This is a genomic window from Streptomyces sp. NPDC058880 (assembly GCF_042742535.1).
In the GTDB taxonomy this organism is placed as follows: domain Bacteria; phylum Actinomycetota; class Actinomycetes; order Streptomycetales; family Streptomycetaceae; genus Streptomyces.
On the sequence record NZ_JBHYMC010000010.1, the window covers coordinates 1 to 21,699 of the forward strand.

A 21,699-nucleotide genomic window follows, 5' to 3' on the forward strand; every position below is an offset into this window, starting at 1 on the left:
CGCCCGGTTACATTCCGAACCCGGAAGCTAAGCCTTTCAGCGCCGATGGTACTGCAGGGGGGACCCTGTGGGAGAGTAGGACGCCGCCGAACAATTTTTGTGGGGAAGCCCCGTACCTTCTGGTACGGGGCTTTTCCGCGTTCACGGGCCGGTCGGGTGACCCGGCGCCGGGGTGGGCACGGCGGCACCGTGCCGCATCCGTTTCCTCCGTAATGTGGAGGTATGGGCTACGACCTCGTCATCTTCGACAACGACGGCGTGCTGGTGGACAGCGAGCCGATCGCCAACAACGTCCTGGCCGGGTACCTCACCGAGCTGGGGCACCCCACCACGTACGAGGAATCGGTCCGCGACTACATGGGGGCCGCCGTGCGTCAGGTGCACGACCTCGTCGGGGAACGGACCGGCCGGCAGCTGCCGGCGGACTTCGACGAGACGCTCCACGCCCGGACCGTCGCCGCCTTCGAGACGGAACTCAAGCCCGTCCCCGGCGTGGAGGAGGTCCTCGGGGCGCTGACCGCCCACGGCATCGCGTACTGCCTGGCGTCCTCCGGAAGCCACGAGCGGATCCGGGTCGGGCACCGCCTGGCCGGCCTCGACGGGTGGTTCGAGGAGGAGTGGATCTTCAGCGCGGAGGACGTGTCCCGGGGCAAGCCCGACCCCGAGCTCTATCTGCACGCCGCACGCCGGATGGGCGTCGAGCCCGCGCAGTGCGTCGTCATCGAGGACAGCCCGCGCGGCATCCAGGCCGCCGCGGCCGCCGGGATGGACGTGTACGGGTACACCGCGCTGCTGCCCGCGGACCGGATGCCCGGTGCCACCGGGTACTTCGGCGACATGATGCAGCTACCGCTGATCCTGCAACTGCCCGTGTGATCTCTCTACCCACGGGTAGCCCCGGGGCCTACGCTGACCCGCCATGACGGATGATGTGCGGCTGCGCCGCGGCCGCGGCGCCCTGGGGTTCAGCTTCTTCGTGCAGGGCGTCACCTTCGCCCTGCTCGTCACCCGGATCCCGGCCATCCAGGACCGGTACGGGATATCCGACGGGCTGTTGCCCGTCTTCCTGGCCGCCGTACCCGTCCTCGCAGGGGTGGCCAGCGTCGGTACCGAGCACCTGGTCAAGCGGGTCGCGCCCAGTGCCGTCCTGCGGTGGGCCCAGCCGCTGGTGCTGCTGTCGCTGCTCGGCGTGGGGGCCGGTGAGCGCCTGTGGCACGTGGCGGTGGCCCTGGGGGCGTTCGGGCTGTCGGTGGGTGCCCTGGACGCGTCGATGAACATGCTCGGGGTCAGCCTGCAGCGGGCCTACGGGCGCAGCATCATGCTGGGCTTCCACGCCGCGTACAGCCTGGGCGGGATCCTCGGGGCGTCCGCGGCCTGGTTCGGGGCGCACGCGCACCTGGGGTTGTTCGTCAGCTACCTGCCGGCCGTGGCCGTCCTGCTGCCGCTCGTGCTGTCGGGGAGCCGGTACTACGTCGACCGGGAGGAGCGCGCCGGGGCGGACGGCGAGTCGCAGCAGGGCCTGGGCAGCGGCGGGTTCGGGCTGCTGCTGCCGCTCTGCCTGGTGATGGCGTGCGCGTACATCGGGGACTCGACGGTCGCGAACTGGAGTGCCAAGTACCTCCAGGACGTGCTCGGGAGTTCGGAGCAGACGGCGACCGTCCCGTACAACGTGTACATGGTGACGACCCTCGTGGGGCGGGCCGTGGGCGACCTCGGGGTGCGGCGCTTCGGGGCGGTGGCGGTGGTGCGTTGCGGGACGCTGCTGGCGGCCTCCGGGTTCGCGGTCGTGGCGGCCGCCCCCGGGGTGTGGGTGGGGATGATCGGCTTCACGCTGCTGGGCGTCGGGCTGTGCGTGATCGTGCCGCAGACCTTCGCGGCGGCCGGGAGGCTGTTCCCCGGGGCTTCGGACACGGCGGTCGCGCGGCTGAACATCTTCAACTACGTGGGCTTCCTGATCGGGTCGCCGCTCGTCGGGGCGATCGGCGACGTTTGGAGCTACCGGGGGGCGATGCTGGTGCCGATGCTGCTCGTCCTGATCACCCTGTTCCATGCCCGCTCGTTCGGGCCGCGGGAGGCCCGATACGGTGTCGACCATGAGCGGCGAGCCGGTGACCGGGCTGTTGATGTGGGACGAGGCGGTAACGGGGTATGACTTCGGACCGAGCCATCCGATGGACCCGGTGCGCCTGGCACTGACCATGGGCCTGGTGCGCGCCTTCGGGCTTGACCGGGCCATGGAAGTGCGCGCGGCTCCCGTGGCCGGGGACTCGACGCTGCGGCTCGTCCACCGGGAGGACTACGTCGCCGCGGTGCGCGAGGTGTCGGTCGATCCGGACGCCGCCGACGGGTCGTACGGGCTCGGTACCGTGGACGATCCGGCGTTCCGCGGGATGCACGAGGCCTCGGCGCTGATCGCCGGGCAGTCCGTGGCCGGCGCGGAGGCGATCTGGCGCGGCGAGGCCGAGCACGCCGTGAACTTCGCCGGCGGGCTGCACCACGCGATGCCGGGAGGAGCGGCCGGGTTCTGCGTCTACAACGACGCGTCGCTGGCGATCGCCCGGCTGCTGGAACTAGGGGCGGAGCGGGTCGCGTACGTGGACGTGGACGTCCATCACGGTGACGGTGTGCAGGCCGCCTTCTGGGACGACCCGCGGGTGTTGACGGTCTCGCTGCACGAGCATCCGCGGACGCTCTTCCCGCAGACCGGCTGGCCGGAGGAGACCGGTGGCCTGGCGGCCGAGGGCTCGGCGGTGAACGTGGCGCTGGAGGCCGGCACCGGGGACGAGGGCTGGCTGCGGGCCTTCCATGCGACGGTGCCGGAGCTGCTGGCGGACTTCCGGCCACAGGTGCTGGTGACCCAGCACGGCGCCGACACCCACTTCGAGGACCCGTTGGCGCACCTGGCGGTGTCCCTGGACGCACAGCGGGCCGTGCAGGAGGCCTGTCACGCGCTGGCGCACGCGTACGCGGACGGGCGGTGGCTGGCGCTGGGCGGCGGCGGGTACGCGGTGGTGGACGTCGTACCGCGGTCGTGGACGCACCTGGTGGCGATCGCCGCGCACCGGCCGCTGGACCCGGAGAGCGCGGTCCCGGCGTCCTGGCGCGACGAGGTGTACGCACGGACGCGTCAGGTGGCGCCGGGGCGGATGACCGACGGGCGAAGCCCTTCGTGGCGGGACTGGGACGCCGGCTACGACCCGGCGGACCGGACGGATCAGGCCGTTCTCGCCACCCGGCGGGCGGTGTTCCCGCTGCGCGGCATGCTGACCTGACGGCTGGCGCCGCGGGCAGCGTCGGTGCCGGTGGGAGCCTGCTGCATCGTTACGCCAACTGTGGGGCTGTTCGGCAGAATTGATGACCCGACAGATGCGGTGGGGGAGCATCGGAGGGTGTTGAGCACCGGCGCGCTGCGTGCGCATCTGCTGGCCGCCCGGTTGGCCGGGCCCGTCGCGACCTCCCGTGAGGAGAGCCTGCGCAGCTACCGCCTGTTCGCGGCGCGGGATCCGAGGGTGCTGCTGGGGCTGGATCCGGAGCGGGGCTGGGGCGAGGGTGAACTGCTGAGGCTGATGGCGGACAAGTGCGGTGTGTCGGCGGATCCTTCGCACGTCAGCGGCCCGGACACGATCGATCCGGAGCGGACGGTGGCCGCGCTGGAGGCGTTCGCGGGACGGCTCGCCGAGGCGGCCGGGGCGCGGTCGCACGTGTTGTTCGGGACCGGGCACCCGCATCGGCTCCTGGGTTTCTACGCCGGTCTGGCCGAGGCCATGTCGGCGGCGGGATGTGTTGTCCTGCGTCCGGCGCAGGGGGTGAGCGTCGACGTGGCGACCCGGTTCGGCGTACGCACGCACCGCATCGCTTACGTACGAGGGGTCGCACTGGTGCGGGAACCCGGCGTGCAGGCGCCGGGGAGTGCGACCGGCGTGCACAGTCATTCGCCGCTGCCGGTTCGGGTGGCTCTGGGGGCCCTCGCGGAGGCCGGCGAGCCCCTGCCGGACCTGGTGGTGGGGGACCACGGATGGGTGTGCGGCGCAGGTCAGCTCGGTGTGGAGGCGATCGGTCTGGCGGACACGGATGATCCCGCGCTGTTCGTGGGCGAGGCCGAGGGGCGGGTCTCGGTGGCCGTTCCGCTTGATGACGCGGTGCGATCGGACCACTACCATCCGCTTGCCCGGTTCGTGTTGGGCCGGGCGAGTCTGACGGGGCGGCAGGAGTGGCCGTAGCTCCTCTTCCCCACTCGTATCACGCGCCCCTACTCTGGGGAGTGAGCGTGCGACGACGAGGAGTAACCGGAGGGGAAGCCGGTGCCCGTCCTGCGCGGAAGGTCAAGGTGTGTCATGGCTGCTGGCGAGAGGCCTCTCAGTGAGGTTCAGTTCCTGACCGTGGCGGAGGTCGCCTCGGTGATGCGAGTGTCGAAGATGACCGTGTACCGGCTGGTGCACAACGGTCATCTGCCCGCGATCCGGGTGGGCCGGTCCTTCCGGGTCCCCGAGAACGCGGTCCACGAGTACCTCCGAGAGTCCTATGTGGGGGTGGAGTCGGCCTGAGACGGACGGACCCTGACGCCTTCGTAACCCCTGGGAAGCACTCGGATTACGGGCTCGGAGCTCGGGCGGGTAGGCTAGGCCGACGTAGGTCGTGTGGGCCCAGACGCCCCGCACCAGTGAAGAGAAGTGAGCGAGGGTAGTCGTGGGCTCTGTTATCAAGAAGCGGCGTAAGCGGATGGCCAAGAAGAAGCACCGCAAGCTGCTCAAGCGCACCCGCGTCCAGCGCCGTAACAAGAAGTAAACGGCAGCTGTACGTGTTCTCCGCAGCCCCTCCACCATCCTTGGTGGAGGGGCTGCGGTGCAGCCGGGTACTTCTTCGAGGGAGGCGCTGAGCTCGTGGGGAAGGTCGTACTCGTCACCGGGGCTGCCCGGCAGCTGGGGGGCCGCTTCGTGCGCCGGATCCAGCGCGATCCGGAGGTCGAGCGAGTGATCGCGGTGGACGCGGTGACGCCGCCGCACCGGCTGGGGTCGGCGCTGTTCGTCCGTACGGATATCAGGCAGTCCTCGATCGCCCGGGTCCTGGCCGAGCACGCCGTGGACACGGTGGTGCACCTGGCGGTCACGGGCAGTCGGCCGGTCGCGGGCGGCGCGTACAGCGCCGTCAAGGAGACCAACGTCATCGGGACGATGCAGCTCCTGGGGGCCTGCCAGAAGTCGCCGACGGTACGGCGGCTCGTGGTGAAGTCCACTACGAGCGTGTACGGGGGCACCCCGCGGGATCCGGCCGTCTTCACCGAGACCACGCCGCCGAAGTCACTGCCGGCGGGCGGCTTCGCCAAGGACGCGGCCGAGGTCGAGGGGTATGTACGGGGCTTCGCGCGTCGCCGCCCGGACGTCGCGGTGTGCGTGCTGCGGTTCGCGAACATCCTGGGACCCTTCGCCGATTCGGCACTCGCCGAGTACTTCTCGATGCCGGTGACGCCGACCGTGCTGGGCTATGACCCGCGGCTGCAGTTCGTGCACGAGGACGATGTGCTGGAGGTACTGAGGCTGGCCGCGCAGGAGCCCCGGCGCGGAACGCTGAACAGCGGGACCTTCAACATCGCGGGTGACGGCGTGCTGCTGCTTTCGCAGTGTTCGAGGCGGCTGGGCCGGCCCACGCTGCCGCTGCTGCTGCCCGCGCTCACCTGGGTGGGGTCGGCGCTGCGGGCGGTCGGAGTCACCGACTTCTCGGCCGACCAGATGAGGCTGCTCACGCACGGCAGGGTCGTGGAGACCACCCAGATGCGCGAGGTGCTCGGCTTCCAGCCGCTCTACACGACCACCGAGACCTTCGCAGACTTCGCGCGGAGCCGGGGCAGCGGCCTGCTGCCGCCCGAGCGGGTCGGGCGGGCTGTGGACCGGGTGGCGGCCATGCTGGATGCGGACGGCCTGCGGGACGACGTCGACACGGTTGAGGGAGCGAAGCGATAGTGGCGGACGCCAAGGTCATTCCGTTCGACGAGGACCGGCCGCGCCGGCGGGTGCCCCGCCGGGTGCGGGCGGTGCCGGCCCCCGGACCGGCGCAGCAGGAGCCGGCCGCTGTCGCGCCGGATCCCGATGCGGCCCCCGCGGAGCGCGGTGACGGCTGGGACCGGCGGATCGCCGGCGGGCTGGCGTTCCTGCGGCGGCGGATCACCGGGGAGTACGAGGTCGACGACTTCGGCTACGACAAGGAGCTGACGGACCAGGTCCTGATGTCGCTGATGCGGCCGCTGTACGACAAGTACTTCCGGGTCGAGGTCAGGGGCATCGAGAACATTCCGGCGGAGGGCGGCGCCCTCATCGTGGCGAACCACTCCGGGACGCTGCCACTCGACGGACTGATGCTGCAGGTGGCCGTGCACGACCACCACCCGGCGGAGCGTCACCTGAGGCTCCTGGCGGCCGACCTGGTGTTCGTGCTGCCGGTGGTGAACGAGCTGGCCCGCAAGGCGGGACACACCCTGGCATGCGCGGAGGACGCGCAGCGGCTGCTGGAGGCCGGTGAACTGGTCGGTGTCATGCCGGAGGGCTTCAAGGGGATAGGGAAGCCGTTCGGGGACCGGTACAAGCTCCAGCGCTTCGGGCGGGGCGGGTTCGTGTCGACGGCGCTGCGGGCGGGCACGGCGATCGTGCCCTGCTCGATCGTGGGTGCGGAGGAGATCTACCCCATGGTCGGCAACGCGAAGACGCTGGCGCGCCTGCTGGGCATCCCGTACTTCCCGATCACGCCCACGTTCCCGTGGCTGGGACCGCTCGGGGCGGTGCCGTTGCCGACGAAATGGACGATCCAGTTCGGTGAGCCGATCCCGACCGACGGGTACGCCGCGGAAGCGGCGGAGGACCCGATGCTGATGTTCAACCTGACGGACCAGGTGCGGGAGCAGATCCAGCACACGCTCTACAAGCTGCTGGTGCAGCGGAGATCCGTTTTCTTCTGACGCCGTCCGGCCGTGCGGTGGTGGGCCGGGACATCGCCCCGGCCCACCACCGCATCGCCTGCCGCTACCGCGCTACTTCGCGTCCTCCGCGCCGAGGCCCAGGCCCGGGAGGAGGCCCGGGAGCAGGGGCGGCAGGGTGATGTCGGGCTTCGGACTCTCCTGGGTGCCCGAGGCGGGCTGCCCCGACTGTCCCGTGGACGGCTTGAGCAGGTCGCCCGTACCACCGAGGAGACCGCCGTCGGCCGGCGGCCGGGTGCTGCTGCCCGACGGCGACGGCGCGGGGCCGCTGCCGGACGGCGTGTCCGGGGCGGGGGCGGGCTGCTTGGCACCGCTGGACGCGTCCGGCTGGGCGGGGGAGCCCGACGAGCCGGTGCCGCGGGACTGCTCCGGCGGCTTGGGGAGCAGGCTCTGGAGCGGCGCCACGTCTTCGTCTATGGCCTGGAAGACCGAGTCCACTTCACCGCCGACGTCGGTGAGCTGCACGGGGAGCTTCTCGCGCAGCTTGCCCCACGTGTCGCGGTGGGAGCGGGAGAACGACGACAGGGTCTGGATCGGGCCCAGGGAGCCGTCCCGGTCGAACGCCGCCTGGAGGAGGCGGTGCCCCTCTTCCGCGTCGTGCTTGACGCCCGACAGCGCGCGGCGGATCGCACCCAGGGACTCGTGGTCCAGGGTGCCGGTCCGGCCTCGCTCCATGAGCCGGCGGGCCTCGGAGAGACGGTTGGAGGCCCGGTCGAGGTAGACCTCGCCGCGCTCCGCGTCGTCGTCGGCCATCCCCAGCTTCAGGTCCTCCATGCCCCGCTTCACCGGGTAGAGGTGGTCACCGGGCAGGGCGTCGGAACTGGCAGCGGCCACTCCGCTGAAGGCCCCTGCGGCCACACCCACGGTGAGGCCGCCCGCTGCGATGCCCTTGGACCAGCGGGAGCGGGGCCGCAATTTCCGGAGCGAGGTCGCCCGGTGGGCGCCGCGGCCGGTCCGCTGCTCGGGCACCTGAGGGTCCGAGGCGGCACCGCCCCCGGCCCTCTCCTCCAGCACCATGGCTTCCATGGCCGCAACGAGCTGCGCTCGCTGCACCACTTTGGTCTCGGGGTCCAGCACTGGGCGCGGCATCCGTTCGCCGAGCACGCTCGCCAGGGCCAACAACCGGTCGTGGTCAGCAGGTTCGGCAGGTGCCTCGGACTGCTCGGCCGCCGGGTCCGGTTCCGAAAGGTCGGATGGGTTCCGACCCTCCAGGGCCTGGGCGAAGGCGTTCGCCCGCCGGTGCGGGGTCACGTTCGCGATCACTGGCGGCACCTCCTCTCGTCATGACGATCGACTCCCCAAGGTGTCCGGAAGGTTGCCTTCCTTGAGCGCATCCACACTTTCGAGTGAGCGGCTTCGGGTAGGGCGTGTCCACAGGGAGCCTGCATTCCGCACAACGAGCGTCGCGGCACTTGGGTTACGGACGAAGGATGATCGGACCACAGCGTCATCGAGGGGTCACCGGATGTGAGGTCGGGTTGATGTTGTCTGCACGGTCCGTCAGCGGGCGTCTTCGGGGAGGAGGCGGGCCAGGGTGCGCACCGCCCGGTACTGGAGCGTCTTGATGGCGCCCTCGTTCTTTCCCATGACGCGGGCCGTCTCGGCGACCGAGAGGCCCTGCAGGAAGCGCAGGGTCACGCATTCCTGCTGCTGCGGATTCAGCTTCCGTACGGCTTCCAGGAGTGCCGCGTTGGAGAGGGACTCCAGGACGGAGTCCTCGGGACTGCGCTCCACCTCGTTGGCGTCGAGCATCTCCCCGGTGGTGACCTCCAGCCGGAAGCGGCTGGACTTGAAGTGGTCCGCCACCAGGTTGCGGGCGATCGTCACGAGCCAGGCGCCGAAGTCGCGGCCCTGCCAGGTGAAGGTGGAGATGCGGCGCAGGGCGCGCAGGAAGGTCTCACTGGTGAGGTCCTCCGCGGTCGCTTTGCCGCCGACGCGGTAGTAGATGTAGCGGTAGACCGTGTCGCTGTACTGGTCGTAGAGGCGGCCGAAGGCCTCGGCCTCTCCGGCCTGGGCGCGCTCGACCAGATCCATCATGCGGGCCTGGTCGCTGTCCGCCAGGGGGCGGCGGGGGGCGGCCTGGGTGCTCGTGCCGGCCGCGCCGTTCGAGCCTCCGGAGGCCGAGCGACCTCGTCTGCCCACCGTGGCCCCGCCGTCGGTCAGGGCGTAGCAGGGACCGGCCGGGCCGAGGCCGGCAGGAACCGCGGCGGCGAAGGCGGGGGCGGTGTACGCGGTGGGGACGAAGCCGCGCAGGTGGTCGAGGACCGTTGTGCGCAGCTGAGCCAGGCCCGAGGCGTCAACCCCGACAGGTGGGTACACGGGACTCCCAGAGGCAGAGCTTCCATCACGTGCAGTGCGGGACCGTTCATCCGTCGTGGCGACAGGTGGCCGGTGGCATGCGTTTGAGGAGAATAACGCTTCGTACAGGCGGCGCTACACCCAGTTGCTCAAATCACCGGTTCCGACACTTCTGTTGCGTGTCGAGGGCATATTCGGTCGCAGTTGGTGATCGATTCTTGATCGTTTGAGTGCGCGGAATGGAAGCTTCCAAGGAGGCCTGCGACCGAGTCGGGCGCGGCCGAGTGCCGCGTCCGCGGCGCGGGTAGAGGTGAGCGAATGCCCGTGGCAGGGCAGGCCGGCGGTGCGGGCGGGCGTGGCCGCCGTGTGGCCTGGGGCGGGGCCCTGATCTGCTACTTGCGGCGCCGGTGCAGGGCGATCGCGGCGGCCGCGCCGCCGGCGATCGCGCCGACTCCGGCCGCCGCCGGGACGCCGACCTTCACGGCCTTGCGGCCGGTCCGATAGTCGCGCAGTCGCCAGTCGTTGGTCCGGGCATGCTTGCGCAGTTTTGTGTCGGGATTGATCGCGTACGGATGTCCGACCAGCGACAGCATCGGGATGTCGTTGTGCGAATCGCTGTACGCGGCGCAGCGTTCGAGGTCGAGGCCCTCGGCGGCGGCCAGGGCGCGGACCGCCTCGGCCTTGGCCGGGCCGTGCAGCGGCTCGCCGACCAGGCGGCCGGTGTAGACGCCGTCGACCGACTCCGCGACGGTGCCCAGGGCGCCGGTCAGGCCCAGCCTGCGGGCGATGATCGTGGCGGTTTCCACGGGCGCGGCGGTGACGAGCCACACCTTCTGGCCGGCGTCGAGGTGGGCCTGGGCCAGGGCGCGGGTGCCCGGCCAGATCCGCTCGGCCATGTACTCGTCGTAGATCTCCTCGCCGATCGCCATCAGCTCGGAGACCTTGTGGCCCTTGACGATGGACAGGGCGCTGTCGCGGGCGTCCTGCATGTGCTCGGGGTCCTCGACCCCGGCGAGGCGGAACCAGGCCTGCTGCCAGGCGAAGCGGGCCAGTTCGCGGCGTCGGAAGAACTCGCGCTTGTAAAGGCCGCGGCCGAAGTGGAAGATCGCGGCGCCCTGCATGACGGTGTTGTCGAGGTCGAAGAAGGCCGCGGCGAGGTCGTCGCCGGCGACGGGGAAAGCGGGCTCCGCGAGCTCCTCGGCCGGTTCCCCGGCTTCGAGGAGGTCGAGGTCGGTCTCGTCCGCCTCGGCTCCGGTGAGCTGGTCGGTCCCGCCCTGCGCGGTCTTGCGGGCGGCCTCGGCCGAGGCCTCGCCTGCCAGCACGCTGCGTGCGGTGGCGGAGCGCCTGCGGGGGGAGAGCCATCCGGGAGCGGCCATGACGCGAGCATAGCCACTGTGTTCGGGACTTCCCGAACCGATGGGAAACGGAGGCGTTAACTCTTCGCGACGCCGCCGGGCCCCGGCGGGCCGTGCGAGCGCGGGAGAATGGGGGGCATGAGCCCTTTGTTGCGCCGTAAAGAGAAGAAGAGCCCCGGTGAGCGGATGGTGACGCTCATCGGCAAGCCCGGGTGCCACCTGTGCGACGAGGCCGAGGAGGTCGTCGCCAAGGTCTGCGCCGAGACCGGTGCGCCATGGGAGAAGAAGGACATCTCGCAGGACGAGGAGCTCTACCGGCTCCACTGGGAGCAGATTCCGGTGGTCCTGGTTGACGGCGAGCAGCACACCTTCTGGAGGGTGAACCCGGACCGGCTTCGGCGGGCATTGGGAGGGTGACTCACTCCCCGGTTACCATCATGGGCGATTTGTGGGGTCTGGGGGCGTATCTGTGAGGAGTGTGCACGGTTTTGCCCCCTTTGGTATTTGAACGGGTTCGGCGTGCCGTCGGTTCCGGATTTGCGTGCCGACGTCGCGTGACCCCGGTCACTTTGGTCGGACAAAGCGGACACAATCTTTGTGCACGCGTTCACAAAGGCATAGCCTGCTGTCGACGGGGCGGTCCTGGGACAAGAGGCCGCCTGCAGCCCCGCTCATCCCGCAGGAGCATCGTGGCAACTGGCCGAACTCACCGACCGGCGACCCGCAGCCGAGGTATTCCCGAGGCCACTGTCGCCCGGCTTCCGCTGTACTTGCGCGCCCTGACCGCGCTCTCCGAGCGATCGGTCCCCACGGTGTCCTCCGAGGAGCTCGCGGCGGCCGCCGGAGTCAACTCCGCCAAGCTGCGCAAGGACTTCTCGTACCTGGGTTCCTACGGCACCCGCGGCGTCGGCTACGACGTCGAGTACCTCGTCTACCAGATCTCCCGTGAGCTCGGCCTGACCCAGGACTGGCCGGTCGTCATCGTCGGCATCGGCAACCTCGGCGCAGCCCTCGCCAACTACGGCGGCTTCTCCGCGCGCGGCTTCCGCGTCGCGGCCCTCATCGACGCCGACCCGGCCATGGCCGGCAAGCCGGTCGCCGGCATGTCCGTGCAGCACACCGACGACCTCGAAAAGATCATCGAGGAGAACGGCGTCTCGATCGGCGTCATCGCGACGCCCGCCGGTGCCGCCCAGCAGGTCAGCGAGCGGCTGATCGCGGCCGGGGTCACCTCCATCCTGAACTTCGCGCCGACCGTGCTGTCCGTGCCCGACGGTGTGGACGTCCGCAAGGTCGACCTCTCCATCGAGCTCCAGATCCTGGCCTTCCACGAGCAGCGCAAGGCCGGCGAGGAGGCCGCCTCGGCCGCCGAGCCCGGCTCCGGGGCGGGCGGCGCCGCGCCCGCCGCCGCCGTCGTGCCGCCGGCCGGGCGCACCACCGCCGAGGCACGCAAGCCCGGACCCGAGGGCGATGTCCCGGCGGTGATGCCGGCATGAGCCTGCTCGTCGTCGGGCTGAGCCACCGCAGCGCACCCGTGAGCGTGCTGGAGCGCGCCTCGCTGTCGGCCGACACCAAGACCAAGCTGCTGCACGACACCCTCGCCGCCGAGCCCGCGACGGAGGCGACGGTGCTCGCCACGTGCAACCGCATCGAGCTGTATGCGGACGTGGACAAGTTCCACGCCGGCGTCGCCGAGCTGTCCACCCTGCTCGCCCAGCACAGCGGGGTCGCGCTGGAGGAGCTCACTCCCTACCTGTACGTGCACTACGAGGACCGGGCGGTGCACCACCTGTTCTCGGTGGCGTGCGGACTGGACTCCATGGTCGTGGGCGAGGGACAGATCCTCGGCCAGATCAAGGACGCCCTCGCGCTGGGGCAGGAGCTGCACTCCGCCGGCCGGCTGATCAACGACCTGTTCCAGCAGGCGCTGCGGGTCGGCAAGCGGGCGCACTCGGAGACCGGCATCGACCGCGCCGGCCAGTCGCTGGTGACCTTCGGGCTGGAACAGCTCGCGGCGGGCACGCCCGTGGCCGAGTGGGCCCGGGGCCGGCGGGCCCTGGTGATCGGCGCCGGATCGATGTCCTCGCTGGCCGCCGCCACCCTCGCCCGAGTCGGCGTCGCCGAGATCGTCGTGGCCAACCGGACCGCCGAGCGGGCGGAGCGGCTGGCGGAGATTCTGGTTGCCTCAGGCACGGGTGTGCGGGCTTCGGCCCTCGCGATGGCAGCGGTGCCGGACGAGCTGACCCGCGTCGACGTGGTCGTGTCCTGCACGGGTGCCACCGGGCTCGTGTTGACCGCCGACGACGTCCTGGCCGCCGTGTCCTGGGGGGCCGCCGGTGAGCCCGCGCCCGCCGAGCAGGCTGCGCCCGGGGCTGCACCCCAGGCCCACCCGGCCGGGCCGCCGGCCGGGCCTGAAGCGGCCATGCCCGACGGCGACGTACTGGCCCGGCTGGTCGCCGCCGCCGAGGCGGGCGGCCGGATCGCCGACGCCGGAGCCGCGCGGACCATCAGCGCCCCCGCGGACGCCGCGGCGGACGGGTGCCCCGTCGGGCCCGACGGGCGCTCCGCGCTGACCGGCGTCGACGCCAACTCCCTCGAACTGCACGGGACCTGGGCCGACCAGGGCGAGGCCGCCGCGCAGCGGCAGCCCCGCAGGACCGCCCGTGCGCAGGCCCACGCCACCGACGTCCGGCTCGCGCTCCTCGACCTGGCCATGCCCAGGGACATCGACGCGGCCGTGCACCGGATCCCGGGCGTCCGGCTCGTGGACATCGAGTCCCTCGCCGAGGCGTCCGCAGACGCCCCGATGGCGGCCGACGTCGACGCCGTACGCGGCATCGTCGCCCAGGAGGTCGCCGCCTTCGGCGCGGCACAGCGGGCCGCCCACATCACGCCCACCGTCGTCGCCCTGCGGGCCATGGCGGCCGAGGTCGTGGCCATGGAAGTGGCCCGCCTCGACGGGCGGCTCCCGGACCTCGACGAGCGACAGCGCGCCGAAGTCACCCAGACCGTGCGCCGCGTCGTGGACAAGCTCCTCCACGCGCCGACCGTGCGCGTCAAGCAGCTCGCGAGCGAGCCCGGCGGCGCCGGGTACGCGGAGGCGCTGCGTGAACTCTTCGACCTCGACCCTCAGACGGTTGCTTCCGTCAGCCGGGCGGACGCGGCCGATCCGAAGAACGACGACGACCCAGGACGGGCATCATGAACACACGTCCCGACCAGCCGCTGCGGCTCGGTACGCGGCGGAGCAAGCTGGCCATGTCCCAGTCGGGGCACGTCGCCGAGGCGGTCCGGGAGCTCACCGGCCGGCCCGTCGAACTCGTGGAGATCACGACGTACGGTGACGTCTCGCGCGAGCACCTCGCCCAGATCGGCGGGACCGGCGTGTTCGTCACCGCCCTGCGCGATGCGCTGCTGCGCGGCGAGGTCGACTTCGCCGTGCACTCGCTGAAGGACCTGCCGACCACGCAGCCCGACGACCTCGTCATCGCGGCCATGCCGCGGCGTGAGGACGCCCGCGACGCGCTCGTCGCCCGCGACGGCCTGACCTTCGAGCAGCTGCCCGACGGCGCCCGGGTCGGCACCGGCTCGCCCCGCCGCACCGCCCAGCTCAACCACCTGGCGCGGTCACTCGGCAAGCGGATCGAGACCGTGCCCATCCGCGGCAACGTCGACACCCGCATCGGCTTCGTCCGCGACGGCGAACTCGACGCCGTCGTCCTGGCAGCCGCCGGCCTGAACCGGATCGGCCGCGGCGACGAGGCCACCGACCTGCTGTCCGTCGACAGCATCCTCCCCGCCCCCGGCCAGGGAGCCCTGGCCGTGGAGTGCCCTGCGTCCTCCACGGACCTCATCGCCGCGCTCGGCCGGCTCGACGACCCGCACACCCGGGCCGCCGTGACCGCGGAGCGTTCTCTGCTCGCCGCCCTGGAGGCCGGCTGCAGCGCACCCGTGGGCGCGTTCGCCGACCTGCTGGCCGACGGACGGATTGTCAATGAAATGCGCCTGCGCGGCGTCGTCGGAACCCTCGACGGCACGACGCTGGTGCAGCTGTCCACCACCGGTCCCGTGCCCCAGTCGTACGACGACGCCATGGCGCTCGGCCGCGAACTCGCGGACGAGATGCTGGCCAAGGGCGCGGCCGGTCTGATGGGGGAGCGATCGCTTTGAACCCCTCAATTCCGACCACCTCCGCCTTTCCGGCCGTCGCCGCCCACGGACACGTCACCTTCCTCGGTGCCGGCCCGGGCGACCCGGGTCTGCTCACGCTGCGGGCCGTCGAGGCGCTCGCCGCCGCGGACGTACTGATCGCGGAGCCCGAGGTGCTCGAAGTCGTACGGACGCATGCGCGCGCGGGTGTCGACACGCCGCAGCTGACGGTAGCTGACGAAGTGTCAGCAGCCGCCGGGGTCCCGGTGATCCGGGACGCGGCCAATCTTGTCATGGAGGCCGCACGCTCCGGCAGGCGGGTGGTCCGTGCCGTCACGGGCGACCCCGGACTCGACGGCAACGCCGCCGACGAGATGCTCGCGTGCGCGTCCGAGGGGATCCCCTTCGAGGTGGTGCCCGGCGTCGCGACCGCCGTCGGCGTGCCCGCGTACGCCGGTGTCCCGCTGCGCGACAAGCAGGGCGCGGACGTGCGGTTCGTCGACGCCAGGACCGCGTCGGCACGCTGCTGGAGCGAGGCCGGGACGAGCGACGGGGTCCTCGTCGTCTCCGCGACGCTGGAGACGGCCTCGGCCGCCGCCGCCGAGCTGGTGAGCGCCGGGCGCAAGCCCGACACCCCGCTGACCGTGACGGTCTCCGGCACGACGACGCGCCAGCGGACCTGGTCGGCGACGCTGGGCACGATCGCCCAGGTGTTCAAGCAGGGCAAGGTGCTGCCCTCGCCCGAGGGTGCCCGCCCCGTCATATGCGTGGTCGGCGAACACGGAGCCGCCGCGCGCCGCGAGGACCTCTCCTGGTTCGAGTCGAAGCCGCTGTTCGGCTGGCGGGTCCTCGTACCGCGGACGAAGGAACAGGCTGCTTCGCTCTCCGACCAGCTGCGCTCCTACGGCGCGGTGCCGCACGAGGTGCCGACGATCGCCGTGGAGCCGCCCCGCACCCCGCAGCAGATGGAGCGCGCGGTCAAGGGCCTTGTGACGGGCCGCTACGAGTGGATCGCCTTCACCTCGGTCAACGCCGTCAAGGCCGTCCGCGAGAAGTTCGAGGAGTACGGGCTCGACGCGCGGGCCTTCGCCGGCATCAAGGTCGCCGCGGTCGGCGAGCAGACCGCCGCCGCGCTGGTGGAGTTCGGCGTGAAGCCGGACCTGGTCCCGAGCGGGGAGCAGTCCGCGGCCGGACTGCTGGAGGACTGGCCGCCGTACGACCCGGTCTTCGACCCGATCGACCGCGTCTTCCTGCCGCGGGCCGACATTGCCACCGAGACGCTGGTCGCCGGGCTGATCGAGCTCGGCTGGGAGGTCGACGACGTCACCGCCTACCGGACCGTGCGCGCGTCGCCGCCGCCGGCCGACACCCGCGAGGCGATCAAGGGCGGCGGCTTCGACGCCGTTCTCTTCACGTCCTCCTCGACCGTCCGCAACCTGGTCGGGATCGCGGGCAAGCCGCACAACGTGACGGTCATCGCCTGTATCGGCCCGGCGACGGCCAAGACCGCGGAGGAGCACGGCCTGCGGGTCGACGTGCTCTCCCCGGAGCCGTCGGTGTCGAAGCTCGCGGAGGCCCTCGCCGAGTACGGCGCGGCACGCCGCGAGGCGGCCAAGGAGGCCGGCGAAGCGGTCTTCCGGCCGAGCGAACGACGCCCGGGCGCGCGCAGGCGTCGTACGACGTGAGCGGCTTAGCCGGCCGGAGACGGCCTGACGGACCGGTCGAGGGGCCCGGGTGCACACGCACCCGGGCCCCTCGGTCGGTCCGCCCGTGCTCATCCCGTTGTGCGGCGGGCCCCGCCCCCTGCTGGGGGCCGGGTCCCGCCCGGACACCGCCGGCGCGCAGGGACTGCCGGTGCTGTGCACGGCGGTGGCCGCCTTCGCCCACCGGATCGCCGAGGCCCTCGTGGAAGCGGGCGCCGACCCGGACCGGGTGCTGCCGGACGGTACGACCCCGCTCCTGCGGGCGATCGAGGGCGGCGCCCCGGCCACCGTCACGGCGGTGCTGTGGTCCAGGGACCTCCAGGAGCCGGAACTGCGGCTGGCGCAGCCGGAGCGCGAGCGGCTGCTCGCCGCCGCCCGCCACTGGTACGGGACGGGAGCGGAAGCGGAACTGCGCCGCCGGACCGGGGACGGCGGCCCGGCCGAGACGTCCACGGTCGCCGACGAGTGGTGCGAGGTCGAGCAGATCATGCTCGGCGGGCGGACCGTCCGCGCCGGACACGGCGCCGTCCTGACCACCCTGGAGTCGGTGTTCGCAGCCGCGGCCCCGCTGACGGAACTGGTGGCCCGCGCCGTCCGGCACCCTGATCCCCTGCACGTCCGGCCCCTGACGGCCGGGGCCACCGCCGTACTGCGCGCCCTGACGCAGGACCCGGACGACGAGGTCCGCTTCGACGCCGCCCGGATCCTGCTCGGGGGATCGGCGCCTACGGCCTGGCCCTGCGGGACGACCCGTACACGCCGCAGGCGTACGCGCGGGTCGAGGAACTCGGCCCCATCCACCGGCCCGACCACCGGGCGAACGCGCTCGGAGACTGGCGCCGGCGCAACGAGCCGCCGGTCTAGGCGAAGGGAACCCGGTCCGGGCGGCAGACCGTGCCGGGGGGCGGAAGCGTCCCGTCGACGAGGTAGCGGCTCTCGTACGCGCTGATGCAGCTGCTGGCGTTGTTGAACAGCGCGGTGTGCCCGTACCCGTCGTTCGTGAGCAGGCGGGCGTCCGCCAGCTCACGGGCCATGGCCTCGGCGCCCGCGTAGGGCGTGGAGGGGTCGTACCGGGTCCCGATCACCAGGACGGGACGGGCGGTCGGCCTGTCCCACGGGCCGCCGTAGCCGGCGGCGGACCTGGCCGGCCAGGTGGCGCAGGTCTCAGCCGCCCACGTCCAGAAGCGTCCCGCGTCGCCGGCCCGCCGGGCGCTGTCCTCCTCCAGGCCCTGGTAGACGGCGGGGTCGCGCGGATTGGGGCTGTCGGAGCACCACACCGCCGCCGCCTGCTCGTCGCCGAGGTACGGATTCGGCTCCGCCACCGGGGGCGGCGGCGGATACACGGCGGGCTTCGGGGCGCGGCCCTGCGACAGCTCCTGGAGCCGGCCGGCGAGGGCGGGCCAGCCGCCGACGAGGTAGAGGCCCTGCACCGTGTCGGCGACCGTCCTGGCGTACGTCCACGGGCCCACCGGGTGCTCCCGGAGCTGCTGCATCAGCCGGTCGAACTTCTCGCGGGTGGCCTGGGGACTGCCCGCGGAGAAGGCGCAGCGGGTCGCGGGCGCCGATCCGCAGAGGGTGAGGAACCGGTCCAGGGTGGCGGCGGCGGTGCGGTCCGAGCCCATGCGCAGGAAGGTGGTGGTGCGCGGCTCGCCCCGCGAGGTGCCGTTCGTCCAGGCCTGCGGGTCGATGTTGCTGTCGAGGACCATGGCGCGGACGTTGCCGGGGAAGAGGTTCGCGTAGGTGGCGCCCAGGATGGTCCCGTAGGAGACGCCGAGGTAGTTCAGCCGCGGTTCGCCCACCGACCGGCGGAGCAGGTCGAGGTCCCGGGCGGTGTCGGCGGTCGACACGTGGCGCAGCAGGTCCGGGTCGCGCTTCTCGCAGAGCCGGCCGAGGTCCGCGTAGGCGTCGGTCCAGGCCTTGCGTTCCTGCGCGCCGACGGGGAAGCCGCCGGGTGGGCGGGCCGCCCAGGCCTGGGCCTCCTCGGCGGTGTCGAAGCAGTTCACGGCCGTGCTGTTGCCGATCCCGCGCGGGTCCCAGCTGACGATGTCGAACCGCTCCCGCACCTCCTTCGGGAAGGAGTCGTAGTTCTGCGGCACCTGCACGGTCCCGGGGCCCCCGGGCCCACCGGGGTTCACGAAGAGCGTGCCCACGCGCCGGCCGGGATCGGCGGCCTGCCGCCGGACGACCGCCAGGTCGATGGTGCGGCCCGCGGGCGCGGCGTGATCGAGCGGCACCTTCGCGGTGGCGCAGTCCCACGGGCTGCCGGGCTTGCACGGACTCCAGTCCAGCCGCGGAACGCCGCCGCTCACCGGAGGTGACGGAGATGGGGGCGCGCCGCGTGCGGCGGCGGGCCCGGGCCCGGGCCCGGTGAGCAGCGCGGAGCAGGCCAGCGCCGCGGCGAGGACAGCCGCACGGCGCCGGCGGCGGGCTGTGGGACCTGGTGCGGACATCCGCCCTCCTGCGACGCGGCCAGGGCACGATCCGGCGGCCGATGCCGCGGCATCGGTACACACGCCTCTGCCACCACGAAACCGCGGATCGCCGAGGTGCGCGACCGGAGGCTCAGGAACGAACCCAGCGGGTCAGACCGGCCCAGGCGGCGGGGGCGAGCGCGAGCACGGGCCCGTCGGCGACCTTGGAGTCCCGGACGTGGACGGTGTCGGCACAGCCGCAGGCGGCGACCTCGACGCAGGCCCCGCCTTCGTCACCGCTGTAGGAGGACTTCCGCCAGGCGAAGGCGGCCTCCAGACACGCGCCGCCCTCGCTGCCGCTGTAGCTGGACTTGAACCACTTCAGTGGGGTGCTCATGTCTCTCCTGCCAGCCGGTCCAACAGGTCCTTGGTATCTGCCAAGTTGAGGGCCTGTGACCGCAGCATCGCATACTTCTGGGAGAGGATGCTGACCTCGTTCGGGTCCCTGACGAGGAAGCTGCCGCGCTGGGTTTCCGAGTAGGCCAGGTGCTGGAACTCGGGTGTCTCCAGCAGGATGAAGGCGCCATCGAGGCCCGCGTGGGCGGTGAGCCCGAGGGGCAGCACCTGGAGGGAGATGGCCGGGCGGTCGGCGCAGGCGCGCAGGTGCCGGAGCTGCTCCCGGTGGACCTCGTCCCCGCCGATCCGGTCCCGCAGGGCCGCCTCCCAGATCACGAAGCTGAGGGTGGGCGGGACGGCGCGGCGCAGGATCTCCTGGCGCCTCATCCGGTGCGCGGTCTGCAGCTCTATCTTCGCCTCCCCGACGAAGGGGACGCGGCAGCCGAGGACGGCGCGGGCGTAGGCCTCGGTCTGGAGCAGCCCCGGAACGGTCAGCGTGTCGAACCACGACAGCGCCAGGGCCTCCGCCTCCCGCTCCATGTACTCCTCCGCCCAGGCCGGGACCATGTCCACCTCCGGGAGGCGGTTCGCCACGACGGACAGGAGGCCGGGCAGGCCCAGGGCGCGGTCCATCCTCTCGGCGACGTTCGGCATCAGGACCCGTCGGCCCTGCTCGATCGAGGCGATGGTCTCGACGTCCAGGTGCAGGGTCTCCGCGAAAGCGCGCTGGGTCAGTCCTCCGGCGATGCGGGCGGCGGCGACCAGGGCGCCGACCATCTTCATGGCGGTCTCGTTGGGCCGCGGCCTCTTGCGTACTGGCATGTCCCTTGAACTCCCCGCCTCGGCGCGCGAGATACCCGTACCAACCCGTACTCCTCAAGGAGTACGGGTTGCTCGTCTCCTCCACGCTAGTGACGCAGGGCGACGATGGCGGGGTGAACGTGGATATCCAACCGGCCCTGCTACGCGAGCGGTTCTACCCGCGCAGCCGCCAGACCGTGCGCCCTGCCAGGCAGTTCGCGGCAGAGACACTTCACGCGTGGGGTGTCACATGCCGCCACGACGACGTGTTGCTCTGCGTGAGCGAGCTGGCGACCAACGCCCTGCTGCACGGCGTCCCGCCCGGCCGCGGCTACCGGCTGCGGATGCTGCGCTACGACGGCACCGTACGGGTCGAGGTGCACGACAGCGGGGGCGGCCGGCCGCGGATCGCGGGCCGGGACCCGGGCGCCGAGGGCGGGCGCGGGCTGCTGCTGGTGGCGGCGGTCGCGGACCGGTGGGGGGCCGTGGCACCGGTACCGGTACCGGGCAAGACGGTGTGGTGCGAGTTCACCGTCGGGGCGGTCGGCGCGGGCGGGCCGCCGCACGGGCTCTAGGCTGGTTGCGACTGCTGTCGATGCTCGAAGAGGCGACTGGAACATGAGCGCGTACGGATCCTTCCCCGGTTCGCGGCCCCGCCGGCTGCGCACCACCCCGGCGATGCGGCGGATGGTCGCGGAGAACCGGCTGCACCCCTCGGACCTGATCCTCCCGGCCTTCGTGCGCGAGGGCATCAGCGAGCCGCTCGCCATCTCCGCCATGCCGGGCGTGGTCCAGCACACCCGGGACACCCTGCGCAAGGCCGCCGTCGAGGCGGTCGAGGCGGGCGTCGCGGGCATCATGCTCTTCGGCGTCCCGGCCGACGAGAACAAGGACGCCCTGGGCACGGCCGGCACCGAGCCGGACGGCATCCTGCAGGTCGCCATCCGGGATGTGAAGGCCGAGGTCGGCGACGACCTGGTGATCATGTCGGACCTGTGCCTCGATGAGTACACCGACCACGGCCACTGCGGCGTCCTCGACGAGCACGGCCGCGTCGACAACGACGCGACGCTGGAGCGCTACGCCGAGATGGCGCAGGTCCAGGCGGACGCGGGCGTCCACGTCGTGGGTCCCAGCGGCATGATGGACGGGCAGGTCGGTGTCATCCGCGACGCCCTCGACGAGACCGGGCACGAGGACGTCTCGATCCTCGCCTACACGGCGAAGTACTCCTCCGCCTTCTACGGCCCGTTCCGCGAGGCCGTCGCCTCCTCCCTCCAGGGCGACCGCAAGACGTACCAGCAGGACCCGGCCAACGCCCGCGAGTCCCTGCGGGAGCTCGCGCTCGACCTGGAGGAGGGCGCGGACATGGTCATGGTCAAGCCGGCCGGCCCCTACCTCGACATCCTGTACCGGGTCGCGGAGGCCGTGGACGTTCCGGTCGCGGCGTACCAGATCAGCGGCGAGTTCGCGATGATCGAGGCGGCCGCGGAGAAGGGCTGGATCGAGCGGGACCGGGCCATCCTGGAGACCCTGCTGGGCATCAAGCGCGCGGGCGCGGACACGATCCTCACCTACTGGGCCACCGAGGTCGCGGGCTGGCTCCGCGAGGCCCGCTGAAG

The 21,699-nt window shown here is 72.2% G+C and carries 22 protein-coding genes and 1 rRNA gene; 17 read left to right on the forward strand and 6 right to left on the reverse strand.

The window, feature by feature from the left end; translation table 11 throughout:
- From rrf to ACFW2G_RS08290, 9 genes are all read left to right on the forward strand, one after another.
- Positions 1-92 (forward strand): 5S ribosomal RNA (gene rrf, locus ACFW2G_RS08250); the annotation flags it as partial.
- A gap of 130 nt (positions 93-222) precedes the next feature.
- Positions 223-876 carry an HAD family phosphatase gene (locus ACFW2G_RS08255; protein WP_037918652.1) on the forward strand — a complete coding sequence of 218 codons (654 nt, stop codon included), beginning with the start codon at positions 223-225 and terminating at the stop codon, positions 874-876.
- A gap of 43 nt (positions 877-919) precedes the next feature.
- Positions 920-2,152: an MFS transporter gene (locus ACFW2G_RS08260; RefSeq protein WP_384456514.1), complete on the forward strand. Its 1,233-nt coding sequence runs from the start codon at positions 920-922 to the stop codon at positions 2,150-2,152.
- Positions 2,124-3,272 carry an acetoin utilization protein AcuC gene (locus ACFW2G_RS08265; protein ID WP_384585573.1) on the forward strand — a complete coding sequence of 383 codons (1,149 nt, stop codon included), beginning with the start codon at positions 2,124-2,126 and terminating at the stop codon, positions 3,270-3,272. The genes ACFW2G_RS08260 and ACFW2G_RS08265 overlap by 29 nt, the downstream gene beginning before the upstream one ends.
- Before the next feature lie 117 nt (positions 3,273-3,389).
- A complete protein-coding gene (locus ACFW2G_RS08270; protein ID WP_384585570.1) occupies positions 3,390-4,220 on the forward strand; it encodes a phosphatase in 831 nt (276 codons plus the stop codon).
- Positions 4,221-4,334: 114 nt separating this feature from the next.
- The gene (locus ACFW2G_RS08275) at positions 4,335-4,544 is read left to right on the forward strand and encodes a helix-turn-helix domain-containing protein (protein ID WP_008738568.1); all 210 of its coding nucleotides are present in this window, start codon (positions 4,335-4,337) and stop codon (positions 4,542-4,544) included.
- A gap of 142 nt (positions 4,545-4,686) precedes the next feature.
- Entirely contained in the window at positions 4,687-4,785 is a 99-nt protein-coding gene (locus ACFW2G_RS08280) for a 30S ribosomal protein bS22 (protein ID WP_003948845.1), read from the forward strand.
- Positions 4,786-4,880: 95 nt separating this feature from the next.
- The gene (locus tag ACFW2G_RS08285; RefSeq protein ID WP_037918656.1) at positions 4,881-5,957 is read left to right on the forward strand and encodes an NAD-dependent epimerase/dehydratase family protein; all 1,077 of its coding nucleotides are present in this window, start codon (positions 4,881-4,883) and stop codon (positions 5,955-5,957) included.
- Positions 5,957-6,946, forward strand: a complete 990-nt coding sequence (locus tag ACFW2G_RS08290) for a lysophospholipid acyltransferase family protein (RefSeq protein ID WP_384585567.1) — start codon at positions 5,957-5,959, stop codon at positions 6,944-6,946. The genes ACFW2G_RS08285 and ACFW2G_RS08290 overlap by 1 nt, the downstream gene beginning before the upstream one ends.
- 72 nt (positions 6,947-7,018) lie before the next feature.
- Here the strand turns inward: ACFW2G_RS08290 and ACFW2G_RS08295 are convergent, their stop codons facing one another.
- The 3 genes from ACFW2G_RS08295 to ACFW2G_RS08305 form a co-directional block, all read right to left on the reverse strand.
- Positions 7,019-8,227, reverse strand: a complete 1,209-nt coding sequence (locus ACFW2G_RS08295; RefSeq protein ID WP_384456413.1) for a DUF5667 domain-containing protein — start codon at positions 8,225-8,227, stop codon at positions 7,019-7,021.
- 237 nt (positions 8,228-8,464) lie between these two features.
- On the reverse strand, positions 8,465-9,283 hold the full coding sequence (locus ACFW2G_RS08300) for an ECF subfamily RNA polymerase sigma factor, BldN family (protein WP_384456416.1): 819 nt from the start codon (positions 9,281-9,283) through the stop codon (positions 8,465-8,467).
- Between the two features lie 371 nt (positions 9,284-9,654).
- The gene (locus tag ACFW2G_RS08305) at positions 9,655-10,638 is read right to left on the reverse strand and encodes an HAD family phosphatase (protein WP_037918662.1); all 984 of its coding nucleotides are present in this window, start codon (positions 10,636-10,638) and stop codon (positions 9,655-9,657) included.
- 108 nt (positions 10,639-10,746) lie between these two features.
- Between ACFW2G_RS08305 and ACFW2G_RS08310 the strand changes: the two genes are divergently transcribed.
- From ACFW2G_RS08310 to ACFW2G_RS08335, 6 genes are all read left to right on the forward strand, one after another.
- Complete coding sequence (locus ACFW2G_RS08310; protein WP_037918664.1) at positions 10,747-11,034, forward strand: glutaredoxin family protein; 288 nt, start codon at positions 10,747-10,749, stop codon at positions 11,032-11,034.
- Between the two features lie 272 nt (positions 11,035-11,306).
- The gene (locus ACFW2G_RS08315) at positions 11,307-12,113 is read left to right on the forward strand and encodes a redox-sensing transcriptional repressor Rex (RefSeq protein ID WP_037918666.1); all 807 of its coding nucleotides are present in this window, start codon (positions 11,307-11,309) and stop codon (positions 12,111-12,113) included.
- Entirely contained in the window at positions 12,110-13,822 is a 1,713-nt protein-coding gene (locus ACFW2G_RS08320) for a glutamyl-tRNA reductase (protein WP_384456423.1), read from the forward strand. The genes ACFW2G_RS08315 and ACFW2G_RS08320 overlap by 4 nt, the downstream gene beginning before the upstream one ends.
- Complete coding sequence (hemC, locus tag ACFW2G_RS08325; protein WP_037918670.1) at positions 13,819-14,787, forward strand: hydroxymethylbilane synthase; 969 nt, start codon at positions 13,819-13,821, stop codon at positions 14,785-14,787. The genes ACFW2G_RS08320 and hemC overlap by 4 nt, the downstream gene beginning before the upstream one ends.
- On the forward strand, positions 14,784-16,451 hold the full coding sequence (locus tag ACFW2G_RS08330) for a uroporphyrinogen-III synthase (RefSeq protein WP_384456427.1): 1,668 nt from the start codon (positions 14,784-14,786) through the stop codon (positions 16,449-16,451). Before hemC ends, ACFW2G_RS08330 begins: the two co-directional genes overlap by 4 nt.
- Before the next feature lie 85 nt (positions 16,452-16,536).
- Complete coding sequence (locus ACFW2G_RS08335; protein ID WP_384680882.1) at positions 16,537-17,418, forward strand: hypothetical protein; 882 nt, start codon at positions 16,537-16,539, stop codon at positions 17,416-17,418.
- Here the strand turns inward: ACFW2G_RS08335 and ACFW2G_RS08340 are convergent.
- From ACFW2G_RS08340 to ACFW2G_RS08350, 3 genes are all read right to left on the reverse strand, one after another.
- Positions 17,330-18,919, reverse strand: coding sequence for an alpha/beta hydrolase (locus ACFW2G_RS08340; RefSeq protein ID WP_384584640.1), 1,590 nt, complete (start codon positions 18,917-18,919; stop codon positions 17,330-17,332). The genes ACFW2G_RS08335 and ACFW2G_RS08340 overlap by 89 nt on opposite strands.
- A 112-nt stretch (positions 18,920-19,031) precedes the next feature.
- Positions 19,032-19,277, reverse strand: a complete 246-nt coding sequence (locus ACFW2G_RS08345; RefSeq protein WP_037918674.1) for a DUF397 domain-containing protein — start codon at positions 19,275-19,277, stop codon at positions 19,032-19,034.
- Positions 19,274-20,098: a helix-turn-helix domain-containing protein gene (locus ACFW2G_RS08350; RefSeq protein WP_384446242.1), complete on the reverse strand. Its 825-nt coding sequence runs from the start codon at positions 20,096-20,098 to the stop codon at positions 19,274-19,276. Before ACFW2G_RS08350 ends, ACFW2G_RS08345 begins: the two co-directional genes overlap by 4 nt.
- Before the next feature lie 176 nt (positions 20,099-20,274).
- On the opposite strand from ACFW2G_RS08350, the gene ACFW2G_RS08355 reads away from it, so the two are divergent.
- Positions 20,275-20,652: an ATP-binding protein gene (locus ACFW2G_RS08355; protein WP_106967559.1), complete on the forward strand. Its 378-nt coding sequence runs from the start codon at positions 20,275-20,277 to the stop codon at positions 20,650-20,652.
- Between the two features lie 43 nt (positions 20,653-20,695).
- Positions 20,696-21,697, forward strand: a complete 1,002-nt coding sequence (gene hemB / locus ACFW2G_RS08360; RefSeq protein WP_037918676.1) for a porphobilinogen synthase — start codon at positions 20,696-20,698, stop codon at positions 21,695-21,697.
- Positions 21,698-21,699: the final 2 nt, after the last annotated feature.

Excerpts from the sequence above, each read along its gene's own strand:
- ACFW2G_RS08320 (WP_384456423.1), top strand. The coding sequence starts at position 12,110 with ATGAGCCTGCTCGTCGTCGGGCTGAGCCACCGCAGCGCACCCGTGAGC.
- ACFW2G_RS08345 (WP_037918674.1), bottom strand. The coding sequence starts at position 19,277 with ATGAGCACCCCACTGAAGTGGTTCAAGTCCAGCTACAGCGGCAGCGAG.
- hemC (WP_037918670.1), top strand. The coding sequence starts at position 13,819 with ATGAACACACGTCCCGACCAGCCGCTGCGGCTCGGTACGCGGCGGAGC.
- ACFW2G_RS08340 (WP_384584640.1), bottom strand. The coding sequence starts at position 18,919 with ATGTCCGCACCAGGTCCCACAGCCCGCCGCCGGCGCCGTGCGGCTGTC.
- ACFW2G_RS08265 (WP_384585573.1), top strand. The coding sequence starts at position 2,124 with ATGTGGGACGAGGCGGTAACGGGGTATGACTTCGGACCGAGCCATCCG.
- ACFW2G_RS08255 (WP_037918652.1), top strand. The coding sequence starts at position 223 with ATGGGCTACGACCTCGTCATCTTCGACAACGACGGCGTGCTGGTGGAC.
- ACFW2G_RS08350 (WP_384446242.1), bottom strand. The coding sequence starts at position 20,098 with ATGCCAGTACGCAAGAGGCCGCGGCCCAACGAGACCGCCATGAAGATG.
- ACFW2G_RS08305 (WP_037918662.1), bottom strand. The coding sequence starts at position 10,638 with ATGGCCGCTCCCGGATGGCTCTCCCCCCGCAGGCGCTCCGCCACCGCA.
- ACFW2G_RS08310 (WP_037918664.1), top strand. The coding sequence starts at position 10,747 with ATGGGGGGCATGAGCCCTTTGTTGCGCCGTAAAGAGAAGAAGAGCCCC.
- ACFW2G_RS08260 (WP_384456514.1), top strand. The coding sequence starts at position 920 with ATGACGGATGATGTGCGGCTGCGCCGCGGCCGCGGCGCCCTGGGGTTC.
- hemB (WP_037918676.1), top strand. The coding sequence starts at position 20,696 with ATGAGCGCGTACGGATCCTTCCCCGGTTCGCGGCCCCGCCGGCTGCGC.
- ACFW2G_RS08275 (WP_008738568.1), top strand. The coding sequence starts at position 4,335 with ATGGCTGCTGGCGAGAGGCCTCTCAGTGAGGTTCAGTTCCTGACCGTG.